Genomic DNA, 26,189 nt, shown 5'->3' with positions numbered 1-26,189 from the left:
CGAGTGTAGACAGGGTGGGCGCGCTCCGTAACCTTCGTCCGTGCGCGGAATTCTGCTCGCCGGGGGAACCGGCTCGCGACTCTGGCCCCTTACCATCGCGACCTCGAAGCAGCTGATGCCGATCTTCGACAAGCCGATGGTCTACTACCCGTTGACCACGCTCGTGTCGGCCGGGATCCGCGAGATCCTGGTCATCACGACCCCCGAGGACCAGCCACAATTCCAGCGATTGCTGGGCGACGGGAGCAGTTTCGGGCTTTCCCTGACCTATGCCGTGCAACCGGAACCCAACGGCATCGCCCAGGCGTTCCGGATCGGCGCCGACTTCATCGGTGACCAGCCGGTGGCGTTGATCCTGGGCGACAACATCTTCCACGGCGTCGGCCTGGGCCGGCAGTTGTCCCGTTTCCGCGAACCCGGCGGCGGCCGCGTCTTCGCCTATCCGGTGGCCGACCCCCAGCGGTACGGGGTCGTCGAGTTCGACGGCGAGGGCCACGTCGTCTCCATCGAGGAGAAGCCCGCCCAGCCCAAGAGCACGTACGTCGTCCCGGGGCTCTACTTCTACGACGCGGACGTCGTCGCCATCGCCGACAAACTCGAACCGAGCGCGCGCGGCGAGCTGGAGATCACGGCGGTGAACGAGGAGTATCTGCGCCAGGGCCGCCTCGACGTGACCGTGCTGGAGCGCGGCACGGTGTGGCTCGACACCGGCACCTTCCAGTCGATGGTGCAGGCGTCGGAGTACGTACGGGTCATCGAGGAACGGCAGGGCTTGAAGATCGGCTGTGTCGAGGAGGCGGCCTGGCGGCTCGGCTTCATCTCCGACGACGACGTGCGCCGCCTGGCCACACCCCTGATGAAGAGCGGCTACGGAGAATATCTGCTCGGGCTTCTCGATGGGAGATTCCGGTGAAGGTACGACCCCTGAGCGTCGAGGGCGCCTTCGAGGTCACGCCGGTCCAGCACCGCGACGAGCGTGGCGCGTTCCTGGAGTGGTACCGCTTCGACGCCCTGGCCGCCGCGGTCGGGCACCGGCTCGATCTGGCCCAGGCCAACCTGTCGACCTCGGCGCGGGACGTCGTACGAGGGGTCCACTTCGCTGATGTGCCGCCCGGGCAGGCGAAGTACGTGACGTGCGTGTCGGGCGCGATCCTCGACGTGGTGGTCGACCTGCGCGTCGGCTCGCCCACGTTCGGCGCGTGGGAGGCGGTGCCGCTCGACGACGTCTCACGGCGGGCGGTCTATCTGGCCGAAGGGCTCGGGCATGCGTTCTGTGCGCTGACCGAGGGGGCGACGGTGGCGTACCTCTGCTCGGCCACCTATCGGCCCGGCCACGAACACGGTGTGCACCCGCTGGACCCTTCACTGGGCATTGCGTGGCCGGCCGGCGCGGCGCTGCTCTCGCCGAAGGACGCGGCGGCGCCGACGCTGAGCGAGGCGCGCGAGGCGGGACTGCTCCCCCGGTACGACGACTGTGTCCGCTGGACGGAGAAGCGTCGGGAGCATGACAGCGGCGATCGTTGACCCGGGCCTGATCTCTTGCTATATCGCCCGCAATTTCGCTACGGTGCGCGTCGATGCGTGCCGAAATAGCAGAACGTCCATTGTGACCACTTTGGACACCGTTCCTGAAGCCCCCTCATCCGAACCGGTACACGTCTCATACGGACGGGCGTAGCGCGGACGGGTGACCATTCAGCAATCTCTGTGGTGTGCGTCCGCGCGGGGCGGGAGGCCGATCCGGCCGGCCCCGACAGGCGGACAGGCGATTGACAGAAGTCGATGATGGGGGCACCGCGTGCGGACAGTCGAGTCGATGTCGACAGTTGACCTCAGAGACCGAACAGCGCAGCTCAACACGGACCCGAGGCCCAACGCCGCCCGATCCGGCTGGCAGAACCGCTACCTGCTGACCCTCTACGTTCTCGACTTCCTCGTCGCCCTGGCCGCGGCCGGCTCGGCCCTGTTCCTCAGGTTCGGGTCGCCGAACCGCGACCCGTTCGCCAACGGCTATTTTCTATTGACATTTGTAATTCCTGTTGCGTGGGTCGCCTGCCTCACACTGAACCGCGCGTACGAACCCCGCCATCTGTTCGTCGGCACCGACGAGTATGCTCGAGTGTTTCGCGCCGGACTGGCCCTGACCGCCGGGCTCGCGGTCGTTTCGTTCGCATTCGACCTGCGATTGGCGCGCGGCTACATCATTATCGCGATCCCGATGGCGGTGCTGGTCACGCTGGCCGGGCGCTTCGGCAGCCGGCAGATCCTGCACCGGCGCTGGGCCCGAGGGCAACACCTGCATCGGGTCATCCTGGTGGGACACGAGCGGGCGGTCGCGGACATGACCCGGCGCCTCAGCCGCGAACGGCACCACGGGCTCGACGTCATCGGAGCCTGCCTGCCGCCCGGGCACATCCGCAACGGGATCACGCTCGGGCTGCCGCCGATCTTCGGCAACTTCGACGGAGTGGCGACGGCGGTGACCCGCTGCGAGGCCGACACAGTGGTCGTACTGTCGTGCCCGGAGATCGACGGGGCGGCCTTGCGGCGGCTCGCGTGGCAGCTCGAACGAGACGACATCGACCTCATCGTGGCGAGCACCCTGGTCGACGTGGCCGGTGACCGCACAACGATCCGGCCCGTGGACGGCCTGCCGATGCTGCACGTCGAGCATCCGCGCCTGAAAGGCAGCGCCCGGCTCGTCAAGGCGGGATTCGACCGGATCGGGGCGTTGGTCCTGCTGACACTCGCATCGCCGGCGCTGGCCGTCGTGGCCGCGCTGGTCATGTTCGGCCGCGGCGGGCGAGGGCCGGCCATCTTCCGGCAGGAACGGGTCGGCAAGGACGGCCGGCTGTTCACGTTGTACAAGTTCCGCACGATGGTCGTGAACGCGGAAGCGCGCCTGATCGAACTGCGGAACCTCAACGACACAGACGGCGAGCTGTTCAAGATGCGCAAAGACCCGCGGGTCACGCCCGTCGGTCGGTGGTTGCGGCGGTTCTCGCTCGACGAGCTGCCGCAGCTGGTCAACGTGCTGAAGGGCGACATGTCGTTGGTGGGGCCCCGGCCGCCGCTCGCCAAAGAGGTCGCGGGTTACCCGTCCGACATGTTGCGACGCCTCGTCGTCAAGCCGGGGCTCACCGGGCTGTGGCAGGTTTCCGGGCGCTCCGACCTGTCGTGGGAAGAGTCGATCCGGCTCGATCTCACGTATGTGGAGAACTGGTCGCTTTCCATGGATCTGGCCATTTTGGCGCGAACCGTCAGTGCCGTCGCCCGTAGCTCGGGCGCCTACTAGAGCAGCCACAGCCGATGCCGGTGGCCCCGACCAATTTGGTGCGGCTGTCACGGTGATCGCATGACCCCTACCGAATTCCAGGAACCTGGGCCCTCAGCACTTTGAGCACTCAGCTGATCAAGGATGTAGGTGCCTCGGTCACGTCCGAGGGGCCCATATCCATGATCTCGCGTTGACGATGGATAAGGAGAGGCCGGTTCTCTTGAAATAGGGCCTGCGATTTTCGCTTCGCGCAACCTCGAACCAGCGCGACCGGCCGCTCGGCCCGCCACCACGACGACCGGCGGCCCGGACCCCGTGGCGCCGGTGGCGGGCCGGGGTGAAATCCGGCCCGGCCCCCGTGTGAGCAGGAGCCGGGCCGGTTTCCGTGCCGATCAGGCCGGTGAGCCGACCGCCGTGTCCCGTACGTCGGTCGGGCGCGGCCGGACCGGCGACGCCAGGTGGGCCAGCAGGACGTCGGCGACCCGGTCCCCCGCGTGCCCGTCCCACAGGGCCGGCGAGCGCTTGGCCGGCGGGTTCGCGAGAACTTCGCGGGCCGCGGCCACGATGCGCGCCGGGTCGCGTCCGACCAGGAGGTTGGTGCCCTCGGTCAGGGTGATCGGTCGCTCGGTCGAGTCGCGGGTGGTCAGGCAGGGCACGCCGAGCGCGGTGGTCTCCTCCTGGATGCCGCCCGAGTCGGTCAGCACAAGCCGGGCCGACGCCTGCAACGCGATGAAGTCGAGATACCCGGCCGGCGGCACGAGACGCAGACCCTCGGGTACGCCGGCCGACTCGAGCCGCACCGCGGTGCGGGGGTGCACGGGCAGCACCACGGGCAGCTCCCGCGCCACCTCGCCGAACGCGCGCAGCAACCCGGCCAGCACCGCCGGGTCGTCCACATTGGCCGGCCGGTGCAGGGTCGCCAGGGCGTACCCGCCAGGGGTGAGCCCGTGCCGGTGCAGCACGTCGGAGGCGAGCGCGCGGTCGAGGTTGGCGAACAGCGTGTCGATCATGACGTTGCCGGCCAGGTGGATCTGGTCGTCGTGGTAGCCCTCGGCCCGCAAGTTGTCGACGCCGTCGGGCGAGGGCGCGAAGAGCAGGTCGCTGAGCCGGTCGGTGACCAGCCGGTTGACCTCTTCGGGCATGCTCCAGTCGCGGCTGCGCAGGCCCGCCTCGACGTGCGCGACGACGACGCCCGCCTTCGCCGCGACGAGCGCGCAGGCCAGGGTCGAGGTGACGTCGCCGACGACCACGACCGCGTCGGGGCTGAGCTCCTCGACCAGCGGCTCGAACGCGGTCATCACCCGGGCGGTCTGCTCGGCGTGGGTGCCCGAGCCGGTGCCCAGATGCCGGTCGGGCGGGCGCAGGCCGAGGTCGGCGAAGAACACGTCGTTCATCGCGGCGTCGTAGTGCTGGCCGGTGTGCACGAGCACGACGTCGGCGCCGCGCGCCTCGAGCGCGTCCATCACCGGCTTGACCTTCATGAAGTTGGGCCGGGCGCCGGCCACGATGACGATCCTCGGCATCCTCAGATCACCTCGACCGTCGGGCCACTCAGGCGCCGCCGCGTGTCGAGCAGGCACCGGGCCTCGCGGCCGATCAGGTCGTAGTCGAACTCGTCGTGGTCGGCCAGCAGCACGACGGCGTCGGCCGCGCGCAGCTCCGCGGCGTCGGCGGTGACCATCGTCAGGTCGTCGGCGCCGTGCACGGCCTCGACGACGTGCGGGTCGGCCACGCGCACCTCGGCGCCCATCTGGCGCAGCAGCTGCACGACCCGGACGGCGGGCGACTCGCGGGCGTCGCCGGTGTTCTTCTTGTAGGCCAGGCCGAGCAGCAGGATGCGGCTGCCCGAGACCGAGCGCTGCCGGCTGTTCAGGGCGGCGGTCAGGCGGCGTACGACGTAGTCGGGCATGTGGTTGTTGATGTCGTTGGCCAGGTCGACGAAGCGGAAACTCTGGCCGAGGGCCCGCTGCACGCGCCACGACAGGTAGGACGGGTCGATCGGCAGGCAGTGGCCGCCGACGCCGGGGCCGGGGGTGAACTTCATGAAGCCGAACGGCTTGGTCGAGGCCGCGTCGATCGCCTGCCACACGTCGATGCCGAGGTCGTGCGAGATCATCGCCATCTCGTTGACCAGCGCGATGTTGACGTGGCGGAACGTGTTCTCGATGAGCTTGGCCAGCTCGGCCTCGCGCATCGACGAGACGGTCACGGTGGTCTCGACGACCGTGTCGTAGAACTCCTTGACCCGCTTGAGCGACGCCTCGTCCGTACCGGAGACGACCTTGGGGGTGTTGACCAGGTTCCACGTCGGGTTGCCCGGGTCGATGCGCTCGGGGCTGAAGCCCAGCGCGAAGTCGGCGCCGACGGTCAGCCCGGACGCCTTCTCGAGGATCGGGCCGACGACCTCTTCGGTGGTGCCGGGATAGGTGGTCGACTCGAGCACGACGAGCGCGCCGGGACGCAGGTGCCCGCCGAGCATCTCGGAACAGGCTTCCACGTACGACAGGTCGGGCACCCCGTCGCGCAGCGGCGTCGGCACGGTGATGACGGCGACGTCGAACCCGGCGCAGTCGGCCGCGTCGAGGCTCGGCCGGTAACGCCCGCTGTCGAGCGCCGCCCGCAGCCGCTCGGCCGGGATGTCCTCGACGTAAGAGTCTCCCCCGGTCAGACGGCCGATCCGGACGGTGTCGACGTCGTAGCCGACGACCTCGTGACCGACCTCGGCCGCGCGGACGGCCAGAGGCAGCCCCACGTAGCCCTGACCGGCGATGACGACTCGCATGTGTTAAATCCCCCCAGATGGCTTGCGCAGCCATTCGCGGGCGACGAGCCCGACGAAGGCGACATTTGTGGTGAGGTACCGGCGGCCCAGACGGCGCGGTTCCTGCAGGGCCCGGTAGAGCCACTCGCAGCCCAGGCGCTGCCAGACGACCGGCGCCCGTTTGACGACCCCGGCCAGCACGTCGAAGGAGCCCCCCACTCCGTGCACCACTTTGGCGCCGGTGCGGGCGCCGTGCGTGGCCACGAAGACCTCCTTCTTGGGCGAGGTCATGCCCAGGAACAACAGATCGGCGCCGCTGCCCTTGATGGTGTCGGCGACCGCCTCGGACTCCTCGGCGGGGTAGTAGCCGTCGCGACAGCCGGCGACGGACAGCCGCGGGTGCTGCTTGCGGATGCGCTCGACCATCGTCTCGAGCACCTCGGGCCGGGCGCCGAGGAAGTAGACGGAATGGCCCTGCAGCTCGGCCATGTAGAGCAGGCGCTGGAACAGGTCGATGCCGGCGACGCGCTCGGGCAGCGGCTGCTTGAGGACCCGGCTCGCCCAGACCACGGACTGGCCGTCGGCCACGATCAGGCCGCAGCCGGTCACCGCCTCGCGCAGGGCGTCGTCGCCGCGCATCTTCACGATCTTCGCGGCGTTGACCACGCCGACCTCGAGCAGTTCGCCGGTGGCGACCGAGTCGAGGCAGCGCTGCACGGTCTGCTCGAGGGTGAGCGCGTCGAGCCGTACGCCGAAAAGGTCGCGTTTGCCGGCGGTGGTGGTCGTCATCGGATGACCTCGATCGGCTCGTCGAGCTGGGCCAGCCACGCGAAGTAGAGCCAGCCGAACTCGTACGGCCGGCACTCGCGGTCGAGGGAGGTCGGTTGATAGACGCGGTCGAGCAGTGGCACGTCGAGCCCCGGCTTGGCCCGGGTGGCGAGCGTGCGCGCGGCCCGCACGACCTTGCGCGGGTCGCCGCGGAACACCTTGCGGACGGTCAGCCCCTGCTCGTCGAGCAGCATCGGCTCGCCGTTCCCGACGGTCTCGCCGTGTTCGTCGTTCTCGCTCAGCTCGGCCGGGCCGAGCAGCCAGCGCAGGCCCTTGCGGATCGGCTCGGCGTAGTCGCCGCCGCCCGCGTCGGTCAGGTCGAGCAGCGCCATCGGCCCCATCGCGTGCTGATGCACGGTGTAGACCGGGTAGCCCTCGACCACATCGCCGGTGCGGGCGTCGTAGTGCCACCACCACTGCCCGTCGGGCCCCTGCAGGCGGCAGATCTGCTCGGCCGCCGTGCGGGCGGCCTTCAGCGCGGCCGGGTCGTCGGCCGTGTGGTGCAGCCGGGCCAGTGCCTGAATCGGATAGACCTGGTCGGCGAAACAGGCAACGTGGTCGCGGTAGGGCTTGACGAGGCCGGGGCCGGTGGCGTGGGGGAAGAGCGGGCTGCCCGGCCGCACGCTCGCGAGCAGCCGCAGGCGGGCCTGGGCCAGATGCTCCTCGACGTCGGCGTGGGTGCGGGCGGCGGCCAGCGCGGAGACGACCCAGGCGGCCTCGACGACGTATTCCGGGGCGGTGCGGCGGTCGAACTCGTGCAGGCGGCGCAGGGCCTCGGACAGCATCGGGTGGCCGATCTGGGCGGCGCTCCAGGCGACCAGCGCGATGTCGCCGAGGTTGCCGCTGCTCGCCTGACGCTCGATCAGCAGCGAGACGAACTTCTCGAGCTCGTGCCCGCCCAGCAGCGCGGGTTGCTGGGCGGCGGGCAGCCAGGTCACCCCGAGGGCCACGATGGCGGCGTACCGAAGGCTCGTTCCGGACAGGTATGTCTGCTCCGGCGCGAATATGCGCGTGAAGGCGAATTCGTCGCTCTCGGCCCGGTACATGTCCGGGAGTCCGCGCGTGGCGAGGGCGATAAGCCGATTTGTCAGCTCGGCCGTCTCACCGTCGAGGTGGACATATCTCGCGGGTGCTGACGTCATGTCGTCCTTCCGAGCAGCAGGGACGGCCGAGAGGCCTGAAGTTCTTGCCCGCCAACGCTTCTGCGGAGCTGTCGCGCCTTCTGCGGAGCCGAGGGTGAGGCTACTGAGTACGAAGAGTCCACCGGAAGGTGTGACCGGTAGCTGACATGCCGGTACGCCCCGAATTGCGGCGACCCAACCGATTACTCCGTCCGACCGGAGCGAGCCCCACTCAGAAAGGTCAATACGGATTCGACGGTTCAGGGCTGATCGGCAACCGTTCCGGTGATGACTCGGGGCACACAAAAAGGCATGCGCCGGGGCGCATGCCTCTAAAGTGGACGAACGGTTAAGCGGGCGGGAACGGCAGGCGGGCCGGGCGCAGCAACGCGGCCACGGCCTGCCGGCTGCGCTGATGCCCCAGCATGGCACGAGATGCCTCACGCAGGAAGACCGCCGACCAGTAGAACGCCGAGGCCGGCCGGGAGTGCCGCATGCGGTAGAGCCGCACCCGGTTGACGGTCAGCAGGCTCCACAGGGCCGGCGAGACCCGCGACTCGCCGCCGATGTGCACGACCTCGGCCGCGGCGACCAGCTCGGTCACGAAGCCCCGGTCGCGGGCCCGCAGGGCGAACTCCGTCTCCTCGGAATACAGGAAGAACCGCTCCTCCCACGGGCCGCACGCTTGCAGGCACTCGCGGGACATGAGCATGACGGCGCCGGTGGCCCAGTCGGTCGCGCCGTCGCGGAAGTAGGCCTCGCGGTCGAGGACCGTCTCACCGAGCGCGGGGAACCGCCCGGCGCGCTGGCCCAGTACGGCCTCGCCGAGGGCACGGCGCACGGTCGGTTCCCGGCGCAGTGAGTAGGCGACGTGGCCGTCCTCGCCGAGGATGCGCGGCACGGCGATACCGACGCCGTCGCCCAGCCGGGCCAACAGCGTGGCCACCGAACCCGGTTTCAGGCGCACGTCGGGGTTGAGCAGGAGCACGGCGTCGTACGGCTCGGCGACCCGCAGCGCGGCGTTGAAGGCGGCGGCGTATCCGGCGTTTCGTCCGGTCTGCTCGATGTGGCAGCCGGGCACGAGACCGCGGGCGATGGCCACGCTGTCGTCGGCCGAGGCGTTGTCGGCCACGTAGAGGCCCCACTCGACCCCGTCGAGCCCCTCGGGCAGCGACTCGAGCAGGCCCGGCAGCACGGCGGCGCTGTTGTAGGTCACGACGACCACGGCGACCCTCATGCGGCCCGGCTGCTCTCGTCGCGCAGCCACGTGCTGAAGTCGCCGGCCCGCACCGCGCGGCGGGCCCGGCGGCGGGTCACCAGCGTGACGGCCAGGAAGACGGCGAGTTTCGGGGCGGCCCAGGGTTTGGCGCGCACGACGCCGAGCAGGTCGGCCTTCGTCGTGCGGGCGGCGTCGACCGCGCCGGGCCGACCCATCTGGAGCTGAGCCTGCTGGAGCTGGGTCGTCGCGGTGACCGACCGCACCCGGCGGCGCAGCAGGTCGGCCAGCGTGCGGGGCGGGTGCACGACCACGGTGGCGCCGGTGACGACGCGCCGCTCGGCCGGGGTGAACGCGACCGAGGCGGCGAGGTCGTCGCCCATCACGTCGGGCACCGCGCGCAGCCGCTCGCGGGCCGGGGCCGACACCGCGATGACGCCACGGCCGAACAGTCCCTCCCGTACGACCGGCAGGTCTTGCCACACGTCGTAGTACCACCGCACCGGCCAGGACGACCGCTCGGTGGCCACGACCCGTTGCGGCGCGACCGCGAGCACACCGGGCTCGCGCAGGGCCTCGGCGAGACGGCGTACGTCGTCGGCGCCGATCTCGACGTCGGCGTCCAGATAGACCACTTCGGAGCCGGAGACCCGGTCGTCACCGGCTCGTAACGCGGCGTACTTGCCGGGCCTCTCCACCTCGACGACCTGCACCGGATCGCCGAACGAGCCGGCGACCCGGGCAGTGTCGTCTGTGCACCCGTTGGGCACGACCACGACCTCTAGCTCGTCCGGTTTCGCACCGTCCAGGAGACCTCGGAGTAACCGTCCGATCACGGGCGCCTCGTTGTGCGCCGGGACAACCACGCTGATCACGCAGGCAGTATCTCGATGCGCGCGGGCGGGCACCACCCCGCCGGACACACCGGACGGCCACGATGGACGGCTTCTCGGCCGGTCAGCCCCGACCGGACGGCCGACTCCCGCGCACACGTGCTCGTGCGTCAAGGTGGTGGTCGGGCAATACCGGCTACAGCAGGAGAGGAAGGGCTATACGTGTACGTCTCGGTACGCGACCGGCCCGCGAATTCCGCGGGTCCCGCGGGCCGGGTGGCCTCGACGGTGGTCCTGCTCGGCATCGTGAGCATGTTCACCGACATCTCGTCCGAGATGGTCGCCGCCGTGCTCCCCCTCTACCTGACCACCGCGGTCGGGCTCGGCTACCTCGCCTACGGTTTCGTCGACGGCCTCTACCAGGGCGTCAGTGCGGTCGTACGGATCGGCGGCGGCTACGCGGCCGACCGCGGCGGCCACCCCAAGTGGATCGCGGTCGTCGGCTACGGCGTCTCGGCGCTCAGCCGCATCGCGCTGCTGCCGGCCCACGGCTTCGCCGCGATCGTCGGTGTCATCTCGGCCGACCGGCTCGGCAAGGGCCTGCGGACCGCGCCGCGCGACGCCATCATCGCCGAGTCGTCCGAACCGGCCCAGCTCGGCCGCGCGTTCGGCGTGCACCGCACCCTCGACACGATCGGCGCCGTGCTCGGCCCGCTGGTCGCGTTCGCGCTGCTGGCGCTCGTCCCCGGCAGCTACGACTCGGTCTTCGTCGTCTCGTTCGCCTTCGCCGTGGTCGGGTTCGCCGTCCTGCTGCTGTTCGTGCCCGACGTCCGCACCCGGGCGAGCGCCGCGCGGGTCGGTCTGCGCCGTGTGTTCCGCGAGATCGCCGGCAAGGGGCTGCGCCGCCCGCTGGCCGCGACCGCGCTGCTCGGCGTGCTCACCGTCGGTGATGGATTCCTCTACCTGGCCGTGCAGCAGCGCGACGACCTGACCGCGAGTCTGTTCCCGCTGCTCTACGTCGGCACGAACGTCGCCTACCTGCTGTTCGCGCTCCCCCTCGGCCGGCTGGCCGACCGTATCGGCCGGGCCCGCGTCTTCGTGGGCGGCCACGTCGCCCTGCTCGCGGCGTACCTGGCGGCGGGCGGCCGGTTCGGCGGGGTGGCGACCACGATCCTCGTGCTGCTGTTACTCGGCACCTATTACGCGGCCACCGACGGTGTGCTGCCCGCACTGGTGAGCCGGCTGGTCAGCGACGAGATCCGGGGCAGCGGCATCGCGGCCGCGCAGACCGTCGTCGCCCTCTCGCGGTTCGTCTCCGCCCTGGCGTTCGGCAGCCTGTGGGTGCTGATCGGCCGGGGCAACGCCCTGCTCGTCATCGGCGTGCTGCTCGCCGCCGCCCTGCCCGTCGCCTGGCTGATGCTGCGCCCCTCGGAGGCCCGTCCGTGAACACCCGTATCCGGCTGGCCGCTCTGGCCAGCGTCGTCGTGCTGGCCCTGGCCGCGGCCGGCTTCTACGTGCTGCGGGTGCATCGCGACCAGGCCGCCGCGGCCGGTTCCGCGCCGTCCGTGCCGGTGGCCGACCTGGCGACGACGATGGCCGCGCCCCACCTGGTCTTCCGCAACACCGCGCTGGGCGGCGGTTACGGCCGCCTCGCCGCGGTTCCGCTGAGCGCGCCCGGCGGGCCGCGCGCGGTGACCGAGGTTTCCTGCGAGCGGGCGTACGCGGCCATGCAGCGCACGGTGTGCCTGTCCGCTCGGCGTGGATTGTCCAACACCTACCGGGCCGAGGTGCTCGGGGCCGACCTGGCCGCCACCGGCACGTTGCCGCTGACCGGGCTGCCGAGCCGGGTGCGGCTGTCACGCGACGCCGCGCTCGCCGCGACCACGACGTTCGTCTACGGGGACTCGTACGCGGCCATCGGGCAGTTCTCGACCCGCACGGTGGTGACGCGGCTGGCCACCAAGAAGTCGCTCGACCTCGAGGACTTCAAGCTCTTCGTCGGCGGCAAGCGGGTCACGGCGGCCGACCGCAACTTCTGGGGCGTGACGTTCGCCGGCGACGACGCGTTCTTCGCCACCGCCGCCTCCGGCGGGAAGACGTGGCTGGTGCGGGGCAGCCTGAGCAAGCAGACGATGACCTCGCTCCGGGAGGACGTCGAATGCCCGTCGCTGTCGCCCGACGGCACCCGGGTCGCCTTCAAGAAGCACGGCGACCTGCCGCCCGGCCAGTGGCGCCTGGCCGTCTATGACCTGCGCACGGGCGTCGAGACGGTGCTGGCCGAAACGCGCAGCGTGGACGACCAGGCCGAATGGCTCGACGACACGACCGTGCTCTACAGCCTGGCCCGCACCAGCGACGCGGGCGCGTCGACCAGCGACGTGTGGGCCGTGCCGGCCGACGGCTCGGGCGAACCGCGCGTCCTGGTGCCGGACGCGTGGTCGCCGGCCGTCGTACGGTAGGGGCTCAGTCTTTCTTGACCGCGATGATCGACTTGGTCAGACCGGCGAGGCGCTCGTTGAGGATGCGCGAATCGGGGAACAGGTAGCGCAGCTGGGTGCGGTCGATCAGCTCGGTCCACAGCACGCCGTCGAGGGCGTCCTGCACGCCGGACGACTTCACGTGGGCCAGCGGCCACTTCTGGGCCAGGGTCGCCCGGGCCCGCACCGGCAGGAACTGCATGCCGGGGGCGACCCAGTGCGGCTCGACCGGGAAGTAGCGGTACGGCGTCTGGACCCAGTGGTTGTCCGCCAGCTTGTGCGCGTTCTCGGCGAACCGCACGCGCCGCTCGTGGCCGCCGACGTGCTCCAGCACCGAATTGGAGAAGACCAGGTCGTAGCGGCGGGACGCGATCGGCTCGGGCAGCGCGCAGGCGTCGGCGTAGTCGGTCTCGATCCAGTCGGGCAGTTCGGTCTCGAGCGGCTCGATGTTGACGACGTGCACGTGCTTGGGGTGGACCGGCGACTGCATCCACGTGTGCGGGTCACCGCCGAGGTCGATGACCGTCATCTGGTCGAGCTCGGGGAACGAGCGCGTGAACCACGCCCACCGCTCGGCCCGGCGGCGCCCGCCCCAGGACTCATCGCCGCCGACGAGACGGTCGCGAATCGACTTCCAGCCCATTGTTGATTGACTCCCTATGCGGCCGGACGAGCACCACGGCCTGACGAATCGGCTCTGCGAGCAACGTAGACCCGCAGTCTGCCCGACCCAACGGTCCGGATGTCTCGGTCGTTTACCCGACACAACCTTGGCCGACCCGCTCATAGGCCGGTGTCCAGTCTGTACGGCACCCTACGTGGATGCACAGCGACCAAGCCCCAACGGACGGAACACACCGGGAGCCGTGGTCGCTGCGGCGCCGGCTCATCATCACCGCCGCAGTGGCCGTGGTGCTCGTCGCCAGCGGCGGAACAGCCCTGGCGCTCAGATCCGGCAACCCCTCACCGGCCGCGAGCGAGGCGGCCGCCGCGCAGTCGGCGGAACCGGCTCCGACGCCCGGCCGCACCGCGCCCTCCGCCCCGGTGTCGCCGTCGGCCAGCCTAGGCCCGGCCACCAGCCTCACGTCGCCGTCAGCCTCGCCGACCGCGAAGCCGACCTCGGCCCAGCCCGTCGTGCCCGCTCCGGCGCGAGCCCGCTTCCCGGGCGCCGGCAACACCGGCGTGCCGAAGGGGGTGAAGCTGAAGAAAATGAAGGGCGAAATCATCGTCAAGAAGGCCGGCACCGTCATCGACGGGATCGACCTGGTCGGTAGCATCTCGGTGCAGGCCAACAACGTCACCATCAAACGCTCGCGCATCACCGCGCCGCCCGACCTGCCCAACAAGGGCCGCGACTCGTTCACCGTCGTCCACCAGTACACGTCGGTGAAGGGCCTGAAGCTGCAGGACTGCGAGATCGACGGATCCAAACTCGTCTACCGCGCGGTCATGGGCAGCGACGGCGTGCACCTGCAACGCTGCGAGCTGCGTAACATCGGGCACGGCGTCGAGGTCGGCGACAACTACATCGTCGAGGACTCGTGGATCCACTCCACCGACGACGGGCCGGACGACGACTGGCACGTCGACGGCATCATCAGCTCGATCGGCAACAACGGCATAATCCGCCGCAACACCATCACCCTGACCGGCGGCAGCCTCACGGGTGCGGTGAGCGTCGGCAGCTCGATCGGCGCGATCGACAACGTCGTCATCCGTGACAACCTGCTCGCCGGCGGCAACTACACCGTCTACGTCCAGGACCAGGGCCACCCCGCCACCCGCATCCAGGTCATCGACAACTGGTTCTCGACCTCGGAGAACCCGAAGGTCGGCGTGTACGGCATCTGGTACCAGAGCCAGCTCCCGGCCGACCTGGTACGGCGCGGCAACAAGATTTTCGAGACGGGTCAGCCCGCCGACGACGAGCCGGACTGGGGCTGAGAGAGGTCACCATGCAGATCACCGTCGCCACCACCCGCGCCGACCTGGACGCACTCGGCCCACGATGGGACTCGCTGGCGATAACCGTCCCGCACGCCGGACGGCCGCTGTTCACCCTGGTGCAGGACGCACTGGGCGACGACGGGAAGCCGTACGTCCTGCTGCTCGAACGGGAGGGTCGCGGACCGATCCTCGTGGTCGCGCGCGTCGAACGTCGTCCGGTGCGGGTCAAGGCCGGCTACCGCACGCTGCTCACCGCGCAGGCCCGGTGGCTGGTCGTCGTCGACGGCGGCATCGTGGGCGCCGAGACAGCCGACGACCAGCGTGCGGTCCTCGACGCGCTCACGGCCTGCCTGCGCCGCGGGGTCGCCGACATCCTTCAACTCTCCAAGGTGCTCGTCGACGGCGAGCTGCACCGGGTCGCCGCCACGCACCTGTCGTGGCATCGTCGCGGGCACGGGGCCACCCGGCAGGTCCACCACACCTCCGATCTCAGCGGCGGATTCGACGCGCTGCTGGGCCGGCGGTCGAAGGGCACCCGCTGGCGCATGCGCAAACGGTTGAAGCGTCTGGCCGACCCCGAGTCGAAGATGAGCGTCCGCCGGATCGGGCCCGGCGACGACGTGACCGACGTCGTACGGACCCTCGACCAGATCGCGTCGACCAGCTACCAGCGCGGCATCGGGGTCGGGTTCGCCGACGACGCTCTGCATCGCGCTCTCGTGCGGTGGGCGACGGACGGGGGCCCGTACGGCATCTGGCTCCTCTCGATGGGCGAGGTGCCGGTCGCCTACCTCAACGGCGTGACCTACAACGGCACGTTCCAGCTCTTCGAGACCGCGTTCGACGGCGCCCGGTCGGACGACGAGCCGGGCGGGATCCTGCTGGCCCGGGTGCTCGAGGAACTGGCCGGCGACCCGGACGTCGACACGTTCGACTACGGCTACGGCGACGCGCAGTACAAGCAGTCGATGAGCGACAAGTCGTGGGAGGAGACCGACCTGCTGTTCTTCGCCGCGCGGCCCCGGGCGCAGGCGCTGAACCTGCTCAGCACGGCGGCGGCCGGGGCGGTCGCTCTCGGCAAACGGGTGCTGGGCCGGGAGCGGGTCGCCGCGCTGCGGCGGCGTAAGCGGGCCGAGCTGGCGGAGTCCGCGTGAGCTCAGAGCTCCAGGGCCGCCGTCAGGATCTCATCGTCTATCTGGCCACCGGGTGGTGGGACGGGCCCGCCGGGACCGACAGGCAGCTGGCCACGGCTCTCGGCCGCTACGGCCCGGTCCTGTACGTCGACCCGCCCGTTTCGGCTCTCACCCGGTTTCTGAAGCCGCAGTTGGCCGGAGTGGCGGCGGCACCGCGCATTCAGGTGCAGACGCCGCGTCTGGCCCGGCTGGTCACCCGGGTGACGCCGGGGATGACACGGCCGGTGCTGCGGCATCTGCGGGCCCCGTTGATTCATCGGGCGGTGCGGGCCGCGGTGCGCGAACTGCTCGGGCCCGGTGATCCGGTCGCGGCGGTCGTGTCGAGCCGCGTGGACGAGAGCTGGCCCGACCTCCCCGCCCGCCACCGGCTGCTGCACGTCACCGACGACCTCGTGGCCGGCGCCGAGATGCTCGGGCTGCCCCGGGAAAGGCTGATCGGGCTCGAGAACGCGGCACTGCGAGGGGCCGATTCGGTCACGGTCGTGTCGCCGGGGCTGCGGGACCGTTACTCGGCCGACGGCCATCAGGCGGTGCTCGTGCCCAACGGATGCTCGCCCGAGGTGTACGCCGCGGTAGACGACGCTCCCCGGCCGGCCGGGGTCTCGCTAGCGGGGCCGGTGGCCGGGTTCGTGGGCCACGTCAACGACCGCATCGACCTGTCGCTGCTGGAAGCCGTGGCCGACGCCGGATGCTCACTGCTGATCGTCGGGCCGCTGGCTCACGGGTACCGGCAGGCGGAACGGTTCACGGCGCTGACCGGGCGGGCCAACGTGCATTGGGCGGGCTCACGGCCGTACGAGGAAATGCCGTCGTTCCTGCGCCTGATCGATGTCGGACTCACCCCGTACGCGGACAACGCCTTCAACCGGGCCAGTTTCCCGCTGAAGACGCTCGAATACCTCGCCGCGGGCCGTGCCGTGGTGGCGACGTCACTGCCGGCCCACGTGTGGCTGGACACCGATCTGGTCACCCTGGCTGATGGTCCGGCCGCGTTCGCCGCGGGGGTCGGGGAGGCGCTCGCCCAGCGTCGGCCGGCCGGCCCGCGCCGGGAATTCGCCGAGCGGCACAGCTGGCACGTGCGGGCGGCCCAGATCGCCGGGTTGCTCGGTCTGGAAGCCGCTTACAGCCGCGGATAGGAAGTCTTCGCGGCAGCAACGGCCTGACCTGTCCTGGACGGACACGGCGACCACGTCGTCGGCCGGCTCCGTGGCGGTGGCTCGGGCCCCCGGGCCACCGACTGTCCGAGCAAGCCGGCACCAGGGCTGACGTGTGCCCTTCCACGACGAAAGCCCACACGGCCCCGGTTCGGGGGCTTTGTCAGGGACCGAACCAATGGGTGGTTGACGTGCGGACCTGGCGGGCGGGGTGGGTGAAGCGCCACACCGTTCCGCACAGGCCGATCATCACGCCCAGCATCATCGTGTAGGTCGAGTAGGCGAAGACGTCGAACGTGTACGCGATGAAGACCGCCATGATCTGGATGGCGACCAGGGACAGGCACAGGTGCTTGTCGGCCTTCTCGGTGGCGCGGCGGAAGGCGATCGCGGCCAGGACGAGCGCGACGATGTGCAGCACCGCCAGGGCCAGCATGCCGGCGACGCCGTTCTCGAGCGCCGTTCGCAGCCACTGATTGTCAAGATATTGGTATTGCGGGGGCACCCACGTGCCCGTGCCCCGGCCGAACCACGGACGCTGGGCGAAGTAGTGGCCGACCATCGCGTACCGCTCGGTTCTCGACGTGATGCTCGGGTCGTCGCTGGCGTCGGCGAACAGGTTGATCAGCGTGCGCCCGATGCCCGGGGAGACCGCCGAGACCGCGGCGAACATGCCCAGGCCCATCACGAGAAGGTTGTAGCGGCGGCGCCACGTCCACAGCGGCATCAGCACGAGGATGCTGATCGCCATCGCCAGGATGCCCGACCGGGAGATCGTCTCGAGGATGCCCACGGTGACGAGCAACGCGGCCAGGATGTAGCGGCGGCGTTCACGGACCGTATCGGAGAACATCGCGAAGTGAATGGCGATCGGCCAGGCCAGCCCGAGGGTGCCGCAGAGCTCCAGATAGTGCGTCGTGGTGGCGGCGACCCGTACGCCGCCGCCTCGTTCCTGCAGGCCGATGAGCTCGCCGGTCTGCAGGCCGGGGACCTTCAGGTAGGACACCGGGTCGAACGGGAGGATCTGCTGCAGCGTGCCGACGATCGACATGTAGACGCAGCACCAGATGAAGACCTTCAGAACCAGGCGCAGCCGGTCCCAGTTCGACAGGCCGTCCGCGGTCAGCAGGATGGCGCCGAAGAAGGCCACGGCGCCCAGCAGCAGACGGTCGGCCGCGTTCGCCTCCATGCCGGTCAGGCCCCGTTCGAAGCCCACGGCGTACGAGATGAGCAGTGAGAGGAAGAAGACGAGGACCACCCAGCGGATGGGCTGCGGCCCCGGCATCGCCAGTCGCGGGTGGAACCGGGAGCCGAGCCACCACGCGAACATCAGGACGCACAGGATGACGGCGGGCCGGCCGACGTCGGCGCTGGTGCTGGGCAGGATCGCCAGCGACGGCAGGATCGTCAGCAGGCCGATCATCACGCAGAAGAGAGCGGCCGCGTCGAACCCGCCGATCCGCCGGCGGGTGACGTAGGTTTGCCGTCCAGCGACCGCGGGCTCGAAGTCAGCCGGGTGAATGGACGGCGCGCTCAACGTGGCTTGCCGCGGTTGTCGTTCATCGTGCTCTGCGGCGTCGGCAGGACGATGGTCGCCTCGCCGGTCTCGCGCTTCACGCCGACCTCGCGGCGTACGCCGTTGGGCAGGTGGATGCGCACGGTCTCAGCGACCTGGTCGCGGCCCGTTGCCTGGTCGCGCCCCTGGTTTCCGTTGAACACCCGTCCCTGCTTCGCGACGGCGGTGGCCAGACCGGTGGCCTTCTCGGCGGCCTGCGGCTCCGGGGTGGCGACCTTGCGCTTGCGGCGCCGCAGCCACGCGTCGACACCGATGGTCAGGGCGGCGGTGAACAGCACCCCGGTGCCGAAGACGGCGATGATGGCGCGCTTGACCTTGCCGCCCGGGCGCTCGAGGTTCTCACCCTGGTCGAGGCGCTGCACCGTGATCATGTCTTGGGGGCGGACCCGGTATTGCGCCTGCAGCGCCCGCGTGCTCTCGGTGTATCGCTTGATGAGCGCGTCGGTGGTCAGGGTCGCCTGTTCCTGGGTCTTGCCGATCACCTCGAACGTCGCCCCGGCCACCGGGTCACCCGTGGTGATCTTGACGTTGGTGCTGTAGCCGTCCTTCTCGAGTCGCTCGAGGAAGACGGCGTCCACCGTCGAGTAGTTGGCCGCCTGGGTCAGCGCCTCGAGGCCGAGCTGGTTCCAGGGGTTGACCGGATATTTCCGGGCTTCCTCCTCGGGCAGCGCGGTCTGTGAGGGGATGAGCTGAACGTACGACGTGAGGACGTAGTCGGCCTCGATGGCGGTGGCCGTATAACCGGTACCCGCGGCTGTCAGCAGCAACAGCGGCAAAGTCAGGTACCAGCGACGGAACATCACCTTGGTGGCGTCCCAAAAGTCCACAGATGTCTCTCCTCAACGGGCGGCCCCGCCACCGTGCCGAGTGGATGGCGCTGAGCGGGCAGCCATCGACCTCGCCTGCAACTGTGGGGAACCTTAGCGAGGCCTCTGACCTCTCCACCATCCGCTGGAAGGCCGGAGATCCCAACGATGTGACGGGAACATTTTTGGTCGTGTCGGCAAGCCGACGACTGCCTCGTCATTTAGGCCCGAACGGCGCCCGCGATCCTCATTAGAATCCGTCCGGTATCGAGCGAGGACGGGCGGGAACGATGGGTGACTCCCAGTTGAACATCGCGGTGTACCCCCACGACATGGCCATGGGCGGCAGCCAGCTCAACGCCATCGAGCTGGCCGCGGCCGTACGCGACCTGGGCCACCGCGTGACCGTGGTCGGCGACGACGGCGAACTGGTCGAGATGGTCCACGACCTCGGCCTGCGGCACGTGCCGGTGCCCGCGAGCCGCCGCCGCCCCTCCCCCGCGGTCACCCGCCAGCTACGCCGCATGATCCGCGACGAGGGCCTCGACATCATCCACGGGTACGAGTGGCCACCCGGCCTGGAAGCGGCGGCGGCCACGTTCCCCCGGGGAGGACCGGCCGCGGTCTGCACGGTCATGTCGATGGCGATCGCGCCGTTCCTGCCGCGCGACATGTCGCTGGTGGTCGGAACCCGGGCGCTGCAGGAACAGGCCGCGCGCGGGCGGCGCGGACCGACCCATCTCATCGAGCCGCCGGTCGACGTCGAGGCAAACGCTCCCGGGCACCCCGTCGACGACTTCCGCACCCGCTTCGACCTGCGCGACGACCACCCGGCCGGACCCACGGTCGACGTCGTGGTGGTCTGCCGGCTGGTGCCCGAACTCAAACTCGAGGGCGTGCTGACGGCGATCGACGTCGTCGGTGAACTGGCCCGCGACCTGCCGGTGCGACTCATCGTGGTCGGCGACGGCAACGCCCGCGACCTCGTACGGGAACGGGCGGCCAAGGCCGACGCGCGGGCGGGGCGGCGGGCGGTCGTGCTCACCGGGCAGCTCTTCGACCCCCGGCCGGCGTACGCGGCGGCCGACGTGATGCTGGGCATGGGCGGCTCGGCCCTGCGGTCGCTGGCCTTCGCCAAACCGCTGGTCGTGCAGGGCGAGCAGGGCTTCTGGAAGCTGCTCACGCCGGAAAGCCGCGACCTGTTTCTGCACCAGGGCTGGTACGGAGTGGCCGACGACCCGGCCGCCGGGCATCAGCGGCTGGCGGCGATCCTGCGCTCCGTGATCGCGGATGCTGGAATGCGGTCCACATTGGGGGCATTCGGGCGGGAATTGGCGGTGTCACGGTTCAGTTTGGGGCGGGCCGCGGTGGTGCAGGAGAGCATTTATCGCGAAGCCCTCGAGGCGGCGCGGCGGCCGGTGCTGGGGCAGGCCGCGGACGGGTTGCGGTCGGCGGTCGGGGTCGGCGGTCATAAGGTGCGGCAGCGGTATCGATCGTTGCGCGGAACTCGCAAGACCGACGACTTCAACGCGGTGAAACTGGCCAGCACAGTGCTGGAGAAGCCAGGCGGGTAGGTCGCTCAGGGGTGCGGCTTCCCGCTTCCCGTCACGGTGGCTGCGTGGTCGCGAGGGCTTCCCAGGCGGGCAGCCGTCGTGGTCCCAGCTCGTGCGTGCCTGAAAAGTTCCTAATAGGGCTTTCCCTGGTCGCCTGGAAAGCCCACCGCGACCACCCCACCAGCGCAACCAGTCCCACCGAAGCCCAACCACGACGAACGGCCGCCTGGAAAGCCCGCCGCACCCGATGCAACGAGCGGGAGACCGACGCAAACCGGCTACGTCGCGTCGACTGAGCGGAGTGCTCGAATCGCCCCCCGCATGCCGTAAAGGAGAAGCGCCAGCCCCACCCCCGCGGCAAGACCGGCCACCGCAGCGGCCAGCAGGTTGTTCTCGATGAGGTGGGAAGCGGTCGCTGCCACGGCCGCGACGGCCAGAGATGCCAGGGCCGGAAGGGCGAGCCGGCGGGCCACGGCCGAGACCGCGATGCCCGTACGGGACAGTTCGAAGAGGTAGATCGGGGCAACCACCACTGCCGCCACGGCGAAGGCGGCCAGGGCCGCGCCGTTGACGCCGCCGAGGTGGGCGCCGGCGTACAGGGCTGGGATGAGGGCGGCCAGCCACACGACCTGCACCGTGAAGACGACCCTGGTGTGCGTGAGGACGACGAAATAGTCGTACACCAGCTCGAAGAGAATGCGCAGGGCGGCCAGCAGGGCCAGCCAGACCAGCACCGCCGCGGCCGGCTGCCATACGGCGCCGTAGACCAGGCCGATGATCGGGCCGGAGGCGGCGGCCAGGACCACGCAGGCGGGCAGCGTGATGGCGGCGAGCAGGCCGCCGGCGGACAGGAACGTGGAGCGCATCGCCGGTGGGTCGCCCTGGAGGCGGGCCAGCAGGGCGGGGGCTACCGAGCGCACCGGCAGGGCGAACATCGTGGCCGGCCAGTTCGACAGGTTCGTGGCGAGCACGTAGAAGCCGAGCGGCACCGGGCCGAGCACGGCGCCGACGACGAGTTTGTCGACGTTGGTGGCGGCGAAGACCACGATGCTGGAACCGGCCAGCGGCAGGCCGAAGCGCAGCAGGGCGCGCGCTTTGGCCGGGTCGAAGCCGAAGCGGAGGGAGCGGGGGGCGAACGCGATGAACAGGACGGCGCCGATGATCGAGCCGGTGAGCTGTCCGATGGCCAGGCTCATGGCGCCGGTGCCGGCCAGGGCGAAGCCGACCGAGGTCAGGGCGCTCGTCCAGCTTCCGACCTGGTCGGCGATCATCTTGCGGTCCTGGCGGAACTCGCGTTGCAGCAGGGCGACCGGGGTGGCGGCCAGGCCGCTGACGATGACGCTGAGGCCGAGCACCCGTACGACCGAGGCGGCGTCGGGTTCGCCCATCGCCGTCGCGAACGCGGGGGCGCCGAACCAGCAGGCCGCGAAGACCAACGTGCTGGTCAGCACCGAGATCGTCGCGACCGTGGGGGCGATCTCGCGGGGGTCGCCCGGCCATCGCACGATGGCCAGGCTCACCCCGAGTTCGTTGAAGCTGAGCAGGGCCAGCAGCGCCACGGTGGCTACCGCGAAGGTGCCGAACTCGTGCGGGCCGAGGATGCGGGCCAGCACGATGCCGATGGCCAGTGTGCTCAGTTTCGACAGGGCGGTGCTGGCGAAACTCCAGCCGAGCGCCCGGCCGGCGCGGGAGGACAGCGAACTGTCCTCCCGGACCCCCAGCTTCAACGAACCTTTCCCTCTCAGCTCGCGGGTGTGAACACGACGTCCACGTAGTAGTTGCTGCCCACCTGGTTGGTCGGGAAGCCGCCGCCGTAGCGGTAGGAACCGCCGGTGGCGACCGATCTGAGCGGGGCGTTGACGACCGGGGTGCTCAAGCCCCCGGCCTGCACCGCGTAGTGGCCGACCGGCGCCCGGTACGAGACCACGTACTGCGTGTTGGGGGTGATCGTCATCGGGCTGGAGAAGAGCATCGTCTGCCAGCCCGAGCCGGTCTCACCGACGAACGTGCCGGTGCGGAGCGGGTCACCGTCGGACGACCACAGGGTCGCGGTGTGCGAGCCGGTGTTGTCGACGCCCTTGTAGAAGCGGATGCCCTTGACCTGACCGGCCACGTCCGAGGTGAACCGCAGGCCCAGTTCGACGTTGCCCGAGTCGTTCCAGTTCGGGTTGGCCGGGACCGTGGACGGGTCGAACAGCGTGACCGCGTCGGCGGGCATCTCGGGCTGCGGTTGCGGGGGCGCGGCCACGAACAGCGGGTCGACCCAGTAGTTCGTGTTGTTCCACGAGCTCTGCGGCCAGCCGTCGGACCCGTACAGGTAGACGCCGTTGCCCCCGCCGGGTGCGCTGAGCGGGCCGTTCGTCCAGTTGGTGTTGAAGAACCCGTTGCTGACCGCGTAGTTGCCGCGGGGCGCGAAGTAGGACGCCACGTAGCTCGTGCCCGCGGCCACGTCGACCGGTTCGTCGAAGTAGACCGTCTGCCAGCCGGATGACGACTCGCCGACGAACGTGGCCTGCCGCAGCCGGCCGCCGGTGGCCGTCCACAACGATCCGGTGTGGGTGCCGCCGTTGCCGGTGCCCTTGAAGAACCGGATGCCGATGACCTCGCCGTCGGCGTTCGGGGTGAACTTCACGCCGAGCGAGATGGCGCCGGAGTCCTTGATCGCGGGGGTGGCCGGCAGGTCGGTCGGCGAGAACAGCTTGCTCACCGTCGTCGTGCCCGGGTCGGTGGTGAACGACCAGGTCGGCGGCGACGCCACGACGTTGCCGTTGGGGTCGGCCGCGGTCACTTCGAGCGTGAACTTGCGGCCGGCTTCGAGCGGCGCCGCCGGGGTGAACGTGGCGGTGCGGGTCGTGGCGTTGTAGGACGCCGTGCCCGTGACCGGGCCGTTGCCGTCGGCGGTCATCGTGAACTGGATGGTCGCCGGGTTGACCGGCTTGCTGAACGTGGCCGTGGGGGCGGTCGACGTGGGCATGTAGATCGCGTTCGGCGTGGGCGTCACCGTCGAGACGGTGGGCGCGGTCAGCGCGGACGAGTCGAACAGCACGTCGACGTAGTAGTTGGTGGCCTTGTACGACTGCACCGGGAAGTCGCCCGGGTTGCCGTAGACGCCGTTGCCGCCCGAGTCCTGGCTGCGCGGCGCGACCAGGGGTGGCGCCTGCCAGTTGTGATAGGCGAACGACCACTGGTCGGCCGCGAAGCGCCCGTTCGGCGCCGTGTACGAGGCGACGTACGTGGCGCCGGCGACGACCGGTACGGCCTGCTGGAAGACGAGGGTCTGCCAGCCGCTGGTCGTCTCGTCGGTGAAGGTGCCGCTGGCGAGCAGGTCACCGTCGACCGACCAGAAGCTGCCGTGGTGCTGGCCGGTGTTCGTGGCGGCCTTGTAGAAGCGGACGCCCTTGATGAACCCGTCGGTCTGCGGGATCACCTTGACGCCGAGCTCGGTGGCGTCGGAGTCGTTGGTGGCCGTGACCTTCGGGACCCGAGCCCCGAACAGGGTGGACGAGCCGGTCAGCGTGAACGACCGGGTGGCGATCGCGCCGATGTTCGCGCTGTCGTCGGTGGCCCGCACCTTGATGGCCGCCGCGCCGTCGCCGGAGACGTACCCGGCGTAGGACCAGCTCGTCGTGCCGGTGGCCGGGTGCCAGGTGGAGCCGTTGTCGAGTGACACCTCGACGCCGGCCACGACGCCACCGCCGGTGTCGGCCGCGGTGCCCGACACGGTGATCTTCGCGCCGTTGGCCGCCGTGGCGCTCGCCGCCGGGGAGGTGACGGCCGCGGTCGGGCCGACGGTGTCGGTCGAGGCGGTCGCCGCGGTGAGGTTGCTCATCCGGGTGGCCGGCTGGGCCCGCATGTCGGCGAGCAGGTTGATGATCGCCTGCTGCATGCGGCTGTCGGGCGGGTCGATCTCTTCGAAGAACGTGTCGTGGTAGTCGTCGAGGCCCCAGGCGTACTGGATGGTGCCGGCCCCGAAGACCAGGGCGCCGCTGGGCGCCTTGTAGAGCGTCATGTGGTGGGTGGTGGTGCCCTCGACGACCGTCTTGCCGAAGTCGATGAGGTATTCCGGCGTCGGGCCGGTCGTCTCGGACAGCCGGATCAGGCCGGCGGGGCGGAAGCCGTTGTCGATGTCCTCGTCCGACTCGTAGCCGATGGTGTGCGGGGCGAGGGTCGCCTTGCCGCCCGGCGCCACCTGCGCGACGTTGGTGTGACGCCACAGCCGGTTCTTGCCCATCGCGGACGGGACCTCCATCGTGAGGTCGTCCTGGTTGGCCTGGAACATGGTGCCGGTCAGGCCGTTCTCGGGGCGGCCGCCGTTGGAGGGCGGGCTGTAGGTGGGGTCACGCCAGGTGCCGGTCCACTCGGGGGTCGGGTCGCTCTTGGTGCCGTCCCAGGTCTCCTTGTAGCAGACCACCGTGCGGTAGGCCGTGTTGGCGCCGTCCTTGCTGTTCTCCCAGCGGGTCTTCCAGTAGACCTCGTTGCCGCTGAGGAACGCGAGGTTGACCCCGGCGTCGCGGGCGGCCTCGACGGCCGTGCGCTGCGTGCCGGACCAGTATTCGTCGTGGCCGACGGAGAGGAACACCTTGTGGTTGGCGATCAGCCCGCCGCGGCGGTCGGCGTCGACGTCGGTGGTGTACGTGACGTCGTAGCCGTTGCGCTCGAGGAAGCGGATCGTCGGATATTCGGTGCTGAACAGGAAGTCGCGGCCGCCGAGCGCACCACGGGTCGCGAAGGGCCGGTTGTAGCTCAGCTTCGTGGCCCGCCCCTGCGGCCCGGTGTAGAAGCTGGTGCCACCGTACGTGTTGTAGGCCTGCCACGTCGCGTCGGAAGTCTTGAAGAAGACGTCGGACGTGCTCGCGTCATCCCGTACGACGAAGGTGATGTGACTGCCGGGCACGGTGGGCGTGTCGGTGCGCTTGAGCAGCGCGATGTAGACGCCGGAGACCGCCGTGGACGGCACCGCCCAGCTCGCCGTCTGGGCCCAGGAGCCGCAGTCGTAGATCTGGGTGACCTCGTCGGTGACGCAGGCGGTGTTCTGGTTCTGCGCCGGGTAGGTCGTGCCGAGCGGCGTCACCTTGCGGGCGCCGTCACCGCCGTAGTAGCCGAGCCGGTAGATGTCGATGGTGAAGGCGTGCTCGGCCCGCACCTTGAAGCGGACGGTCTCACCGGCGTTGACGCTCATGTCGGTGGAGAAGCCCTGCACGGTCTCGTCGCCCGCGCCGAGGATGTCCCACTCCCCCGACGGGTTGCCGTCCTTCGCGTTCTCGCAGACCACCGGGTTCGGCGAGCAGGTCGCCGCCGACGCCGGGGCCGTTTGCAGGCCGACCAGGCCCGCGGCGACCAGCGCGGCGGTCGCGGCGGCGGCCAGCGCCGCCCGTATCGGATGACGCCGGATCGGACCGGCATCGAAGTAAGCGTTGCTCATATCGTCCTGCAGCCTCTACGCCGGA

At 70.3% G+C, this 26,189-nt stretch carries 20 protein-coding genes; 9 read left to right on the top strand and 11 right to left on the bottom strand.

Translation table 11 applies throughout. The features are described from left to right. The first annotated feature begins 40 nt into the window (after positions 1-40). The 3 genes from rfbA to EER30_RS13080 all read left to right on the top strand — a co-directional run bounded on the left by rfbA (position 41) and on the right by EER30_RS13080 (position 3,295). Entirely contained in the window at positions 41-913 is an 873-nt protein-coding gene (rfbA, locus tag EER30_RS13090) for a glucose-1-phosphate thymidylyltransferase RfbA (protein ID WP_127500657.1), read from the top strand. After that, a complete protein-coding gene (locus tag EER30_RS13085) occupies positions 910-1,524 on the top strand; it encodes a dTDP-4-dehydrorhamnose 3,5-epimerase family protein (RefSeq protein WP_127500656.1) in 615 nt (204 codons plus the stop codon). Before rfbA ends, EER30_RS13085 begins: the two co-directional genes overlap by 4 nt. Before the next feature lie 292 nt (positions 1,525-1,816). Next, positions 1,817-3,295 (top strand): sugar transferase, encoded by a 1,479-nt coding sequence (locus EER30_RS13080; RefSeq protein WP_127500655.1) that lies wholly within the window; start codon positions 1,817-1,819, stop codon positions 3,293-3,295. Between the two features lie 374 nt (positions 3,296-3,669). Here EER30_RS13080 and wecB read toward each other — a convergent pair whose 3' ends face one another. The 6 genes from wecB to EER30_RS13050 form a co-directional block, all read right to left on the bottom strand. After that, a complete protein-coding gene (gene wecB, locus EER30_RS13075) occupies positions 3,670-4,800 on the bottom strand; it encodes a non-hydrolyzing UDP-N-acetylglucosamine 2-epimerase (RefSeq protein ID WP_127500654.1) in 1,131 nt (376 codons plus the stop codon). A 2-nt stretch (positions 4,801-4,802) separates the two neighbouring features. Beyond that, positions 4,803-6,059, bottom strand: coding sequence for a nucleotide sugar dehydrogenase (locus EER30_RS13070; protein WP_127500653.1), 1,257 nt, complete (start codon positions 6,057-6,059; stop codon positions 4,803-4,805). Between the two features lie 3 nt (positions 6,060-6,062). Continuing rightward, positions 6,063-6,827, bottom strand: coding sequence for a WecB/TagA/CpsF family glycosyltransferase (locus EER30_RS13065; RefSeq protein ID WP_127500652.1), 765 nt, complete (start codon positions 6,825-6,827; stop codon positions 6,063-6,065). Next, complete coding sequence (locus EER30_RS13060; protein ID WP_127500651.1) at positions 6,824-8,008, bottom strand: hypothetical protein; 1,185 nt, start codon at positions 8,006-8,008, stop codon at positions 6,824-6,826. Before EER30_RS13060 ends, EER30_RS13065 begins: the two co-directional genes overlap by 4 nt. A gap of 328 nt (positions 8,009-8,336) precedes the next feature. Then, positions 8,337-9,224, bottom strand: a complete 888-nt coding sequence (locus EER30_RS13055) for a glycosyltransferase family 2 protein (RefSeq protein WP_127500650.1) — start codon at positions 9,222-9,224, stop codon at positions 8,337-8,339. Continuing rightward, a complete protein-coding gene (locus EER30_RS13050) occupies positions 9,221-10,078 on the bottom strand; it encodes a glycosyltransferase family 2 protein (protein ID WP_127500649.1) in 858 nt (285 codons plus the stop codon). Before EER30_RS13050 ends, EER30_RS13055 begins: the two co-directional genes overlap by 4 nt. Positions 10,079-10,258: 180 nt before the next feature. On the opposite strand from EER30_RS13050, the gene EER30_RS13045 reads away from it, so the two are divergent. Then, positions 10,259-11,482: an MFS transporter gene (locus EER30_RS13045; protein ID WP_205650212.1), complete on the top strand. Its 1,224-nt coding sequence runs from the start codon at positions 10,259-10,261 to the stop codon at positions 11,480-11,482. Then, a complete protein-coding gene (locus EER30_RS13040; protein WP_127500648.1) occupies positions 11,479-12,495 on the top strand; it encodes a TolB-like translocation protein in 1,017 nt (338 codons plus the stop codon). The genes EER30_RS13045 and EER30_RS13040 overlap by 4 nt, the downstream gene beginning before the upstream one ends. Before the next feature lie 4 nt (positions 12,496-12,499). Here EER30_RS13040 and EER30_RS13035 read toward each other — a convergent pair whose 3' ends face one another. Further along, the gene (locus EER30_RS13035) at positions 12,500-13,156 is read right to left on the bottom strand and encodes a class I SAM-dependent methyltransferase (RefSeq protein WP_127500647.1); all 657 of its coding nucleotides are present in this window, start codon (positions 13,154-13,156) and stop codon (positions 12,500-12,502) included. A gap of 179 nt (positions 13,157-13,335) precedes the next feature. On the opposite strand from EER30_RS13035, the gene EER30_RS13030 reads away from it, so the two are divergent. From EER30_RS13030 to EER30_RS13020, 3 genes are read left to right on the top strand one after another with little or no spacing between them, the layout of a single operon-like run. Beyond that, the gene (locus tag EER30_RS13030; RefSeq protein WP_127500646.1) at positions 13,336-14,457 is read left to right on the top strand and encodes a right-handed parallel beta-helix repeat-containing protein; all 1,122 of its coding nucleotides are present in this window, start codon (positions 13,336-13,338) and stop codon (positions 14,455-14,457) included. An 11-nt stretch (positions 14,458-14,468) separates the two neighbouring features. Further along, positions 14,469-15,614 (top strand): GNAT family N-acetyltransferase, encoded by a 1,146-nt coding sequence (locus EER30_RS13025; protein ID WP_127500645.1) that lies wholly within the window; start codon positions 14,469-14,471, stop codon positions 15,612-15,614. Beyond that, positions 15,611-16,789 carry a glycosyltransferase gene (locus tag EER30_RS13020; RefSeq protein WP_127500644.1) on the top strand — a complete coding sequence of 393 codons (1,179 nt, stop codon included), beginning with the start codon at positions 15,611-15,613 and terminating at the stop codon, positions 16,787-16,789. The genes EER30_RS13025 and EER30_RS13020 overlap by 4 nt, the downstream gene beginning before the upstream one ends. A 181-nt stretch (positions 16,790-16,970) precedes the next feature. On the opposite strand, the gene EER30_RS13015 is transcribed toward EER30_RS13020, so the two are convergent. Then, positions 16,971-18,344: an O-antigen ligase family protein gene (locus EER30_RS13015; RefSeq protein ID WP_127500643.1), complete on the bottom strand. Its 1,374-nt coding sequence runs from the start codon at positions 18,342-18,344 to the stop codon at positions 16,971-16,973. Then, positions 18,341-19,210, bottom strand: coding sequence for a hypothetical protein (locus EER30_RS13010; protein ID WP_127500642.1), 870 nt, complete (start codon positions 19,208-19,210; stop codon positions 18,341-18,343). Before EER30_RS13010 ends, EER30_RS13015 begins: the two co-directional genes overlap by 4 nt. A gap of 269 nt (positions 19,211-19,479) precedes the next feature. On the opposite strand from EER30_RS13010, the gene EER30_RS13005 reads away from it, so the two are divergent. Then, positions 19,480-20,763 carry a glycosyltransferase gene (locus EER30_RS13005; protein ID WP_205650211.1) on the top strand — a complete coding sequence of 428 codons (1,284 nt, stop codon included), beginning with the start codon at positions 19,480-19,482 and terminating at the stop codon, positions 20,761-20,763. Between the two features lie 257 nt (positions 20,764-21,020). On the opposite strand, the gene EER30_RS12995 is transcribed toward EER30_RS13005, so the two are convergent. Both EER30_RS12995 and EER30_RS12990 read right to left on the bottom strand, forming a co-directional pair. Next, positions 21,021-22,469 carry a lipopolysaccharide biosynthesis protein gene (locus EER30_RS12995; protein WP_205650210.1) on the bottom strand — a complete coding sequence of 483 codons (1,449 nt, stop codon included), beginning with the start codon at positions 22,467-22,469 and terminating at the stop codon, positions 21,021-21,023. A gap of 14 nt (positions 22,470-22,483) precedes the next feature. Further along, entirely contained in the window at positions 22,484-26,164 is a 3,681-nt protein-coding gene (locus EER30_RS12990; RefSeq protein ID WP_127500641.1) for a DUF4082 domain-containing protein, read from the bottom strand. Between the last annotated feature and the right edge of the window lie 25 nt (positions 26,165-26,189).

Source organism: Actinoplanes solisilvae (assembly GCF_003999975.1).
Classification (GTDB): Bacteria; Actinomycetota; Actinomycetes; order Mycobacteriales; family Micromonosporaceae; genus Actinoplanes; species Actinoplanes solisilvae.
This window is presented reverse-complemented; position numbering and strand designations above follow the sequence as displayed.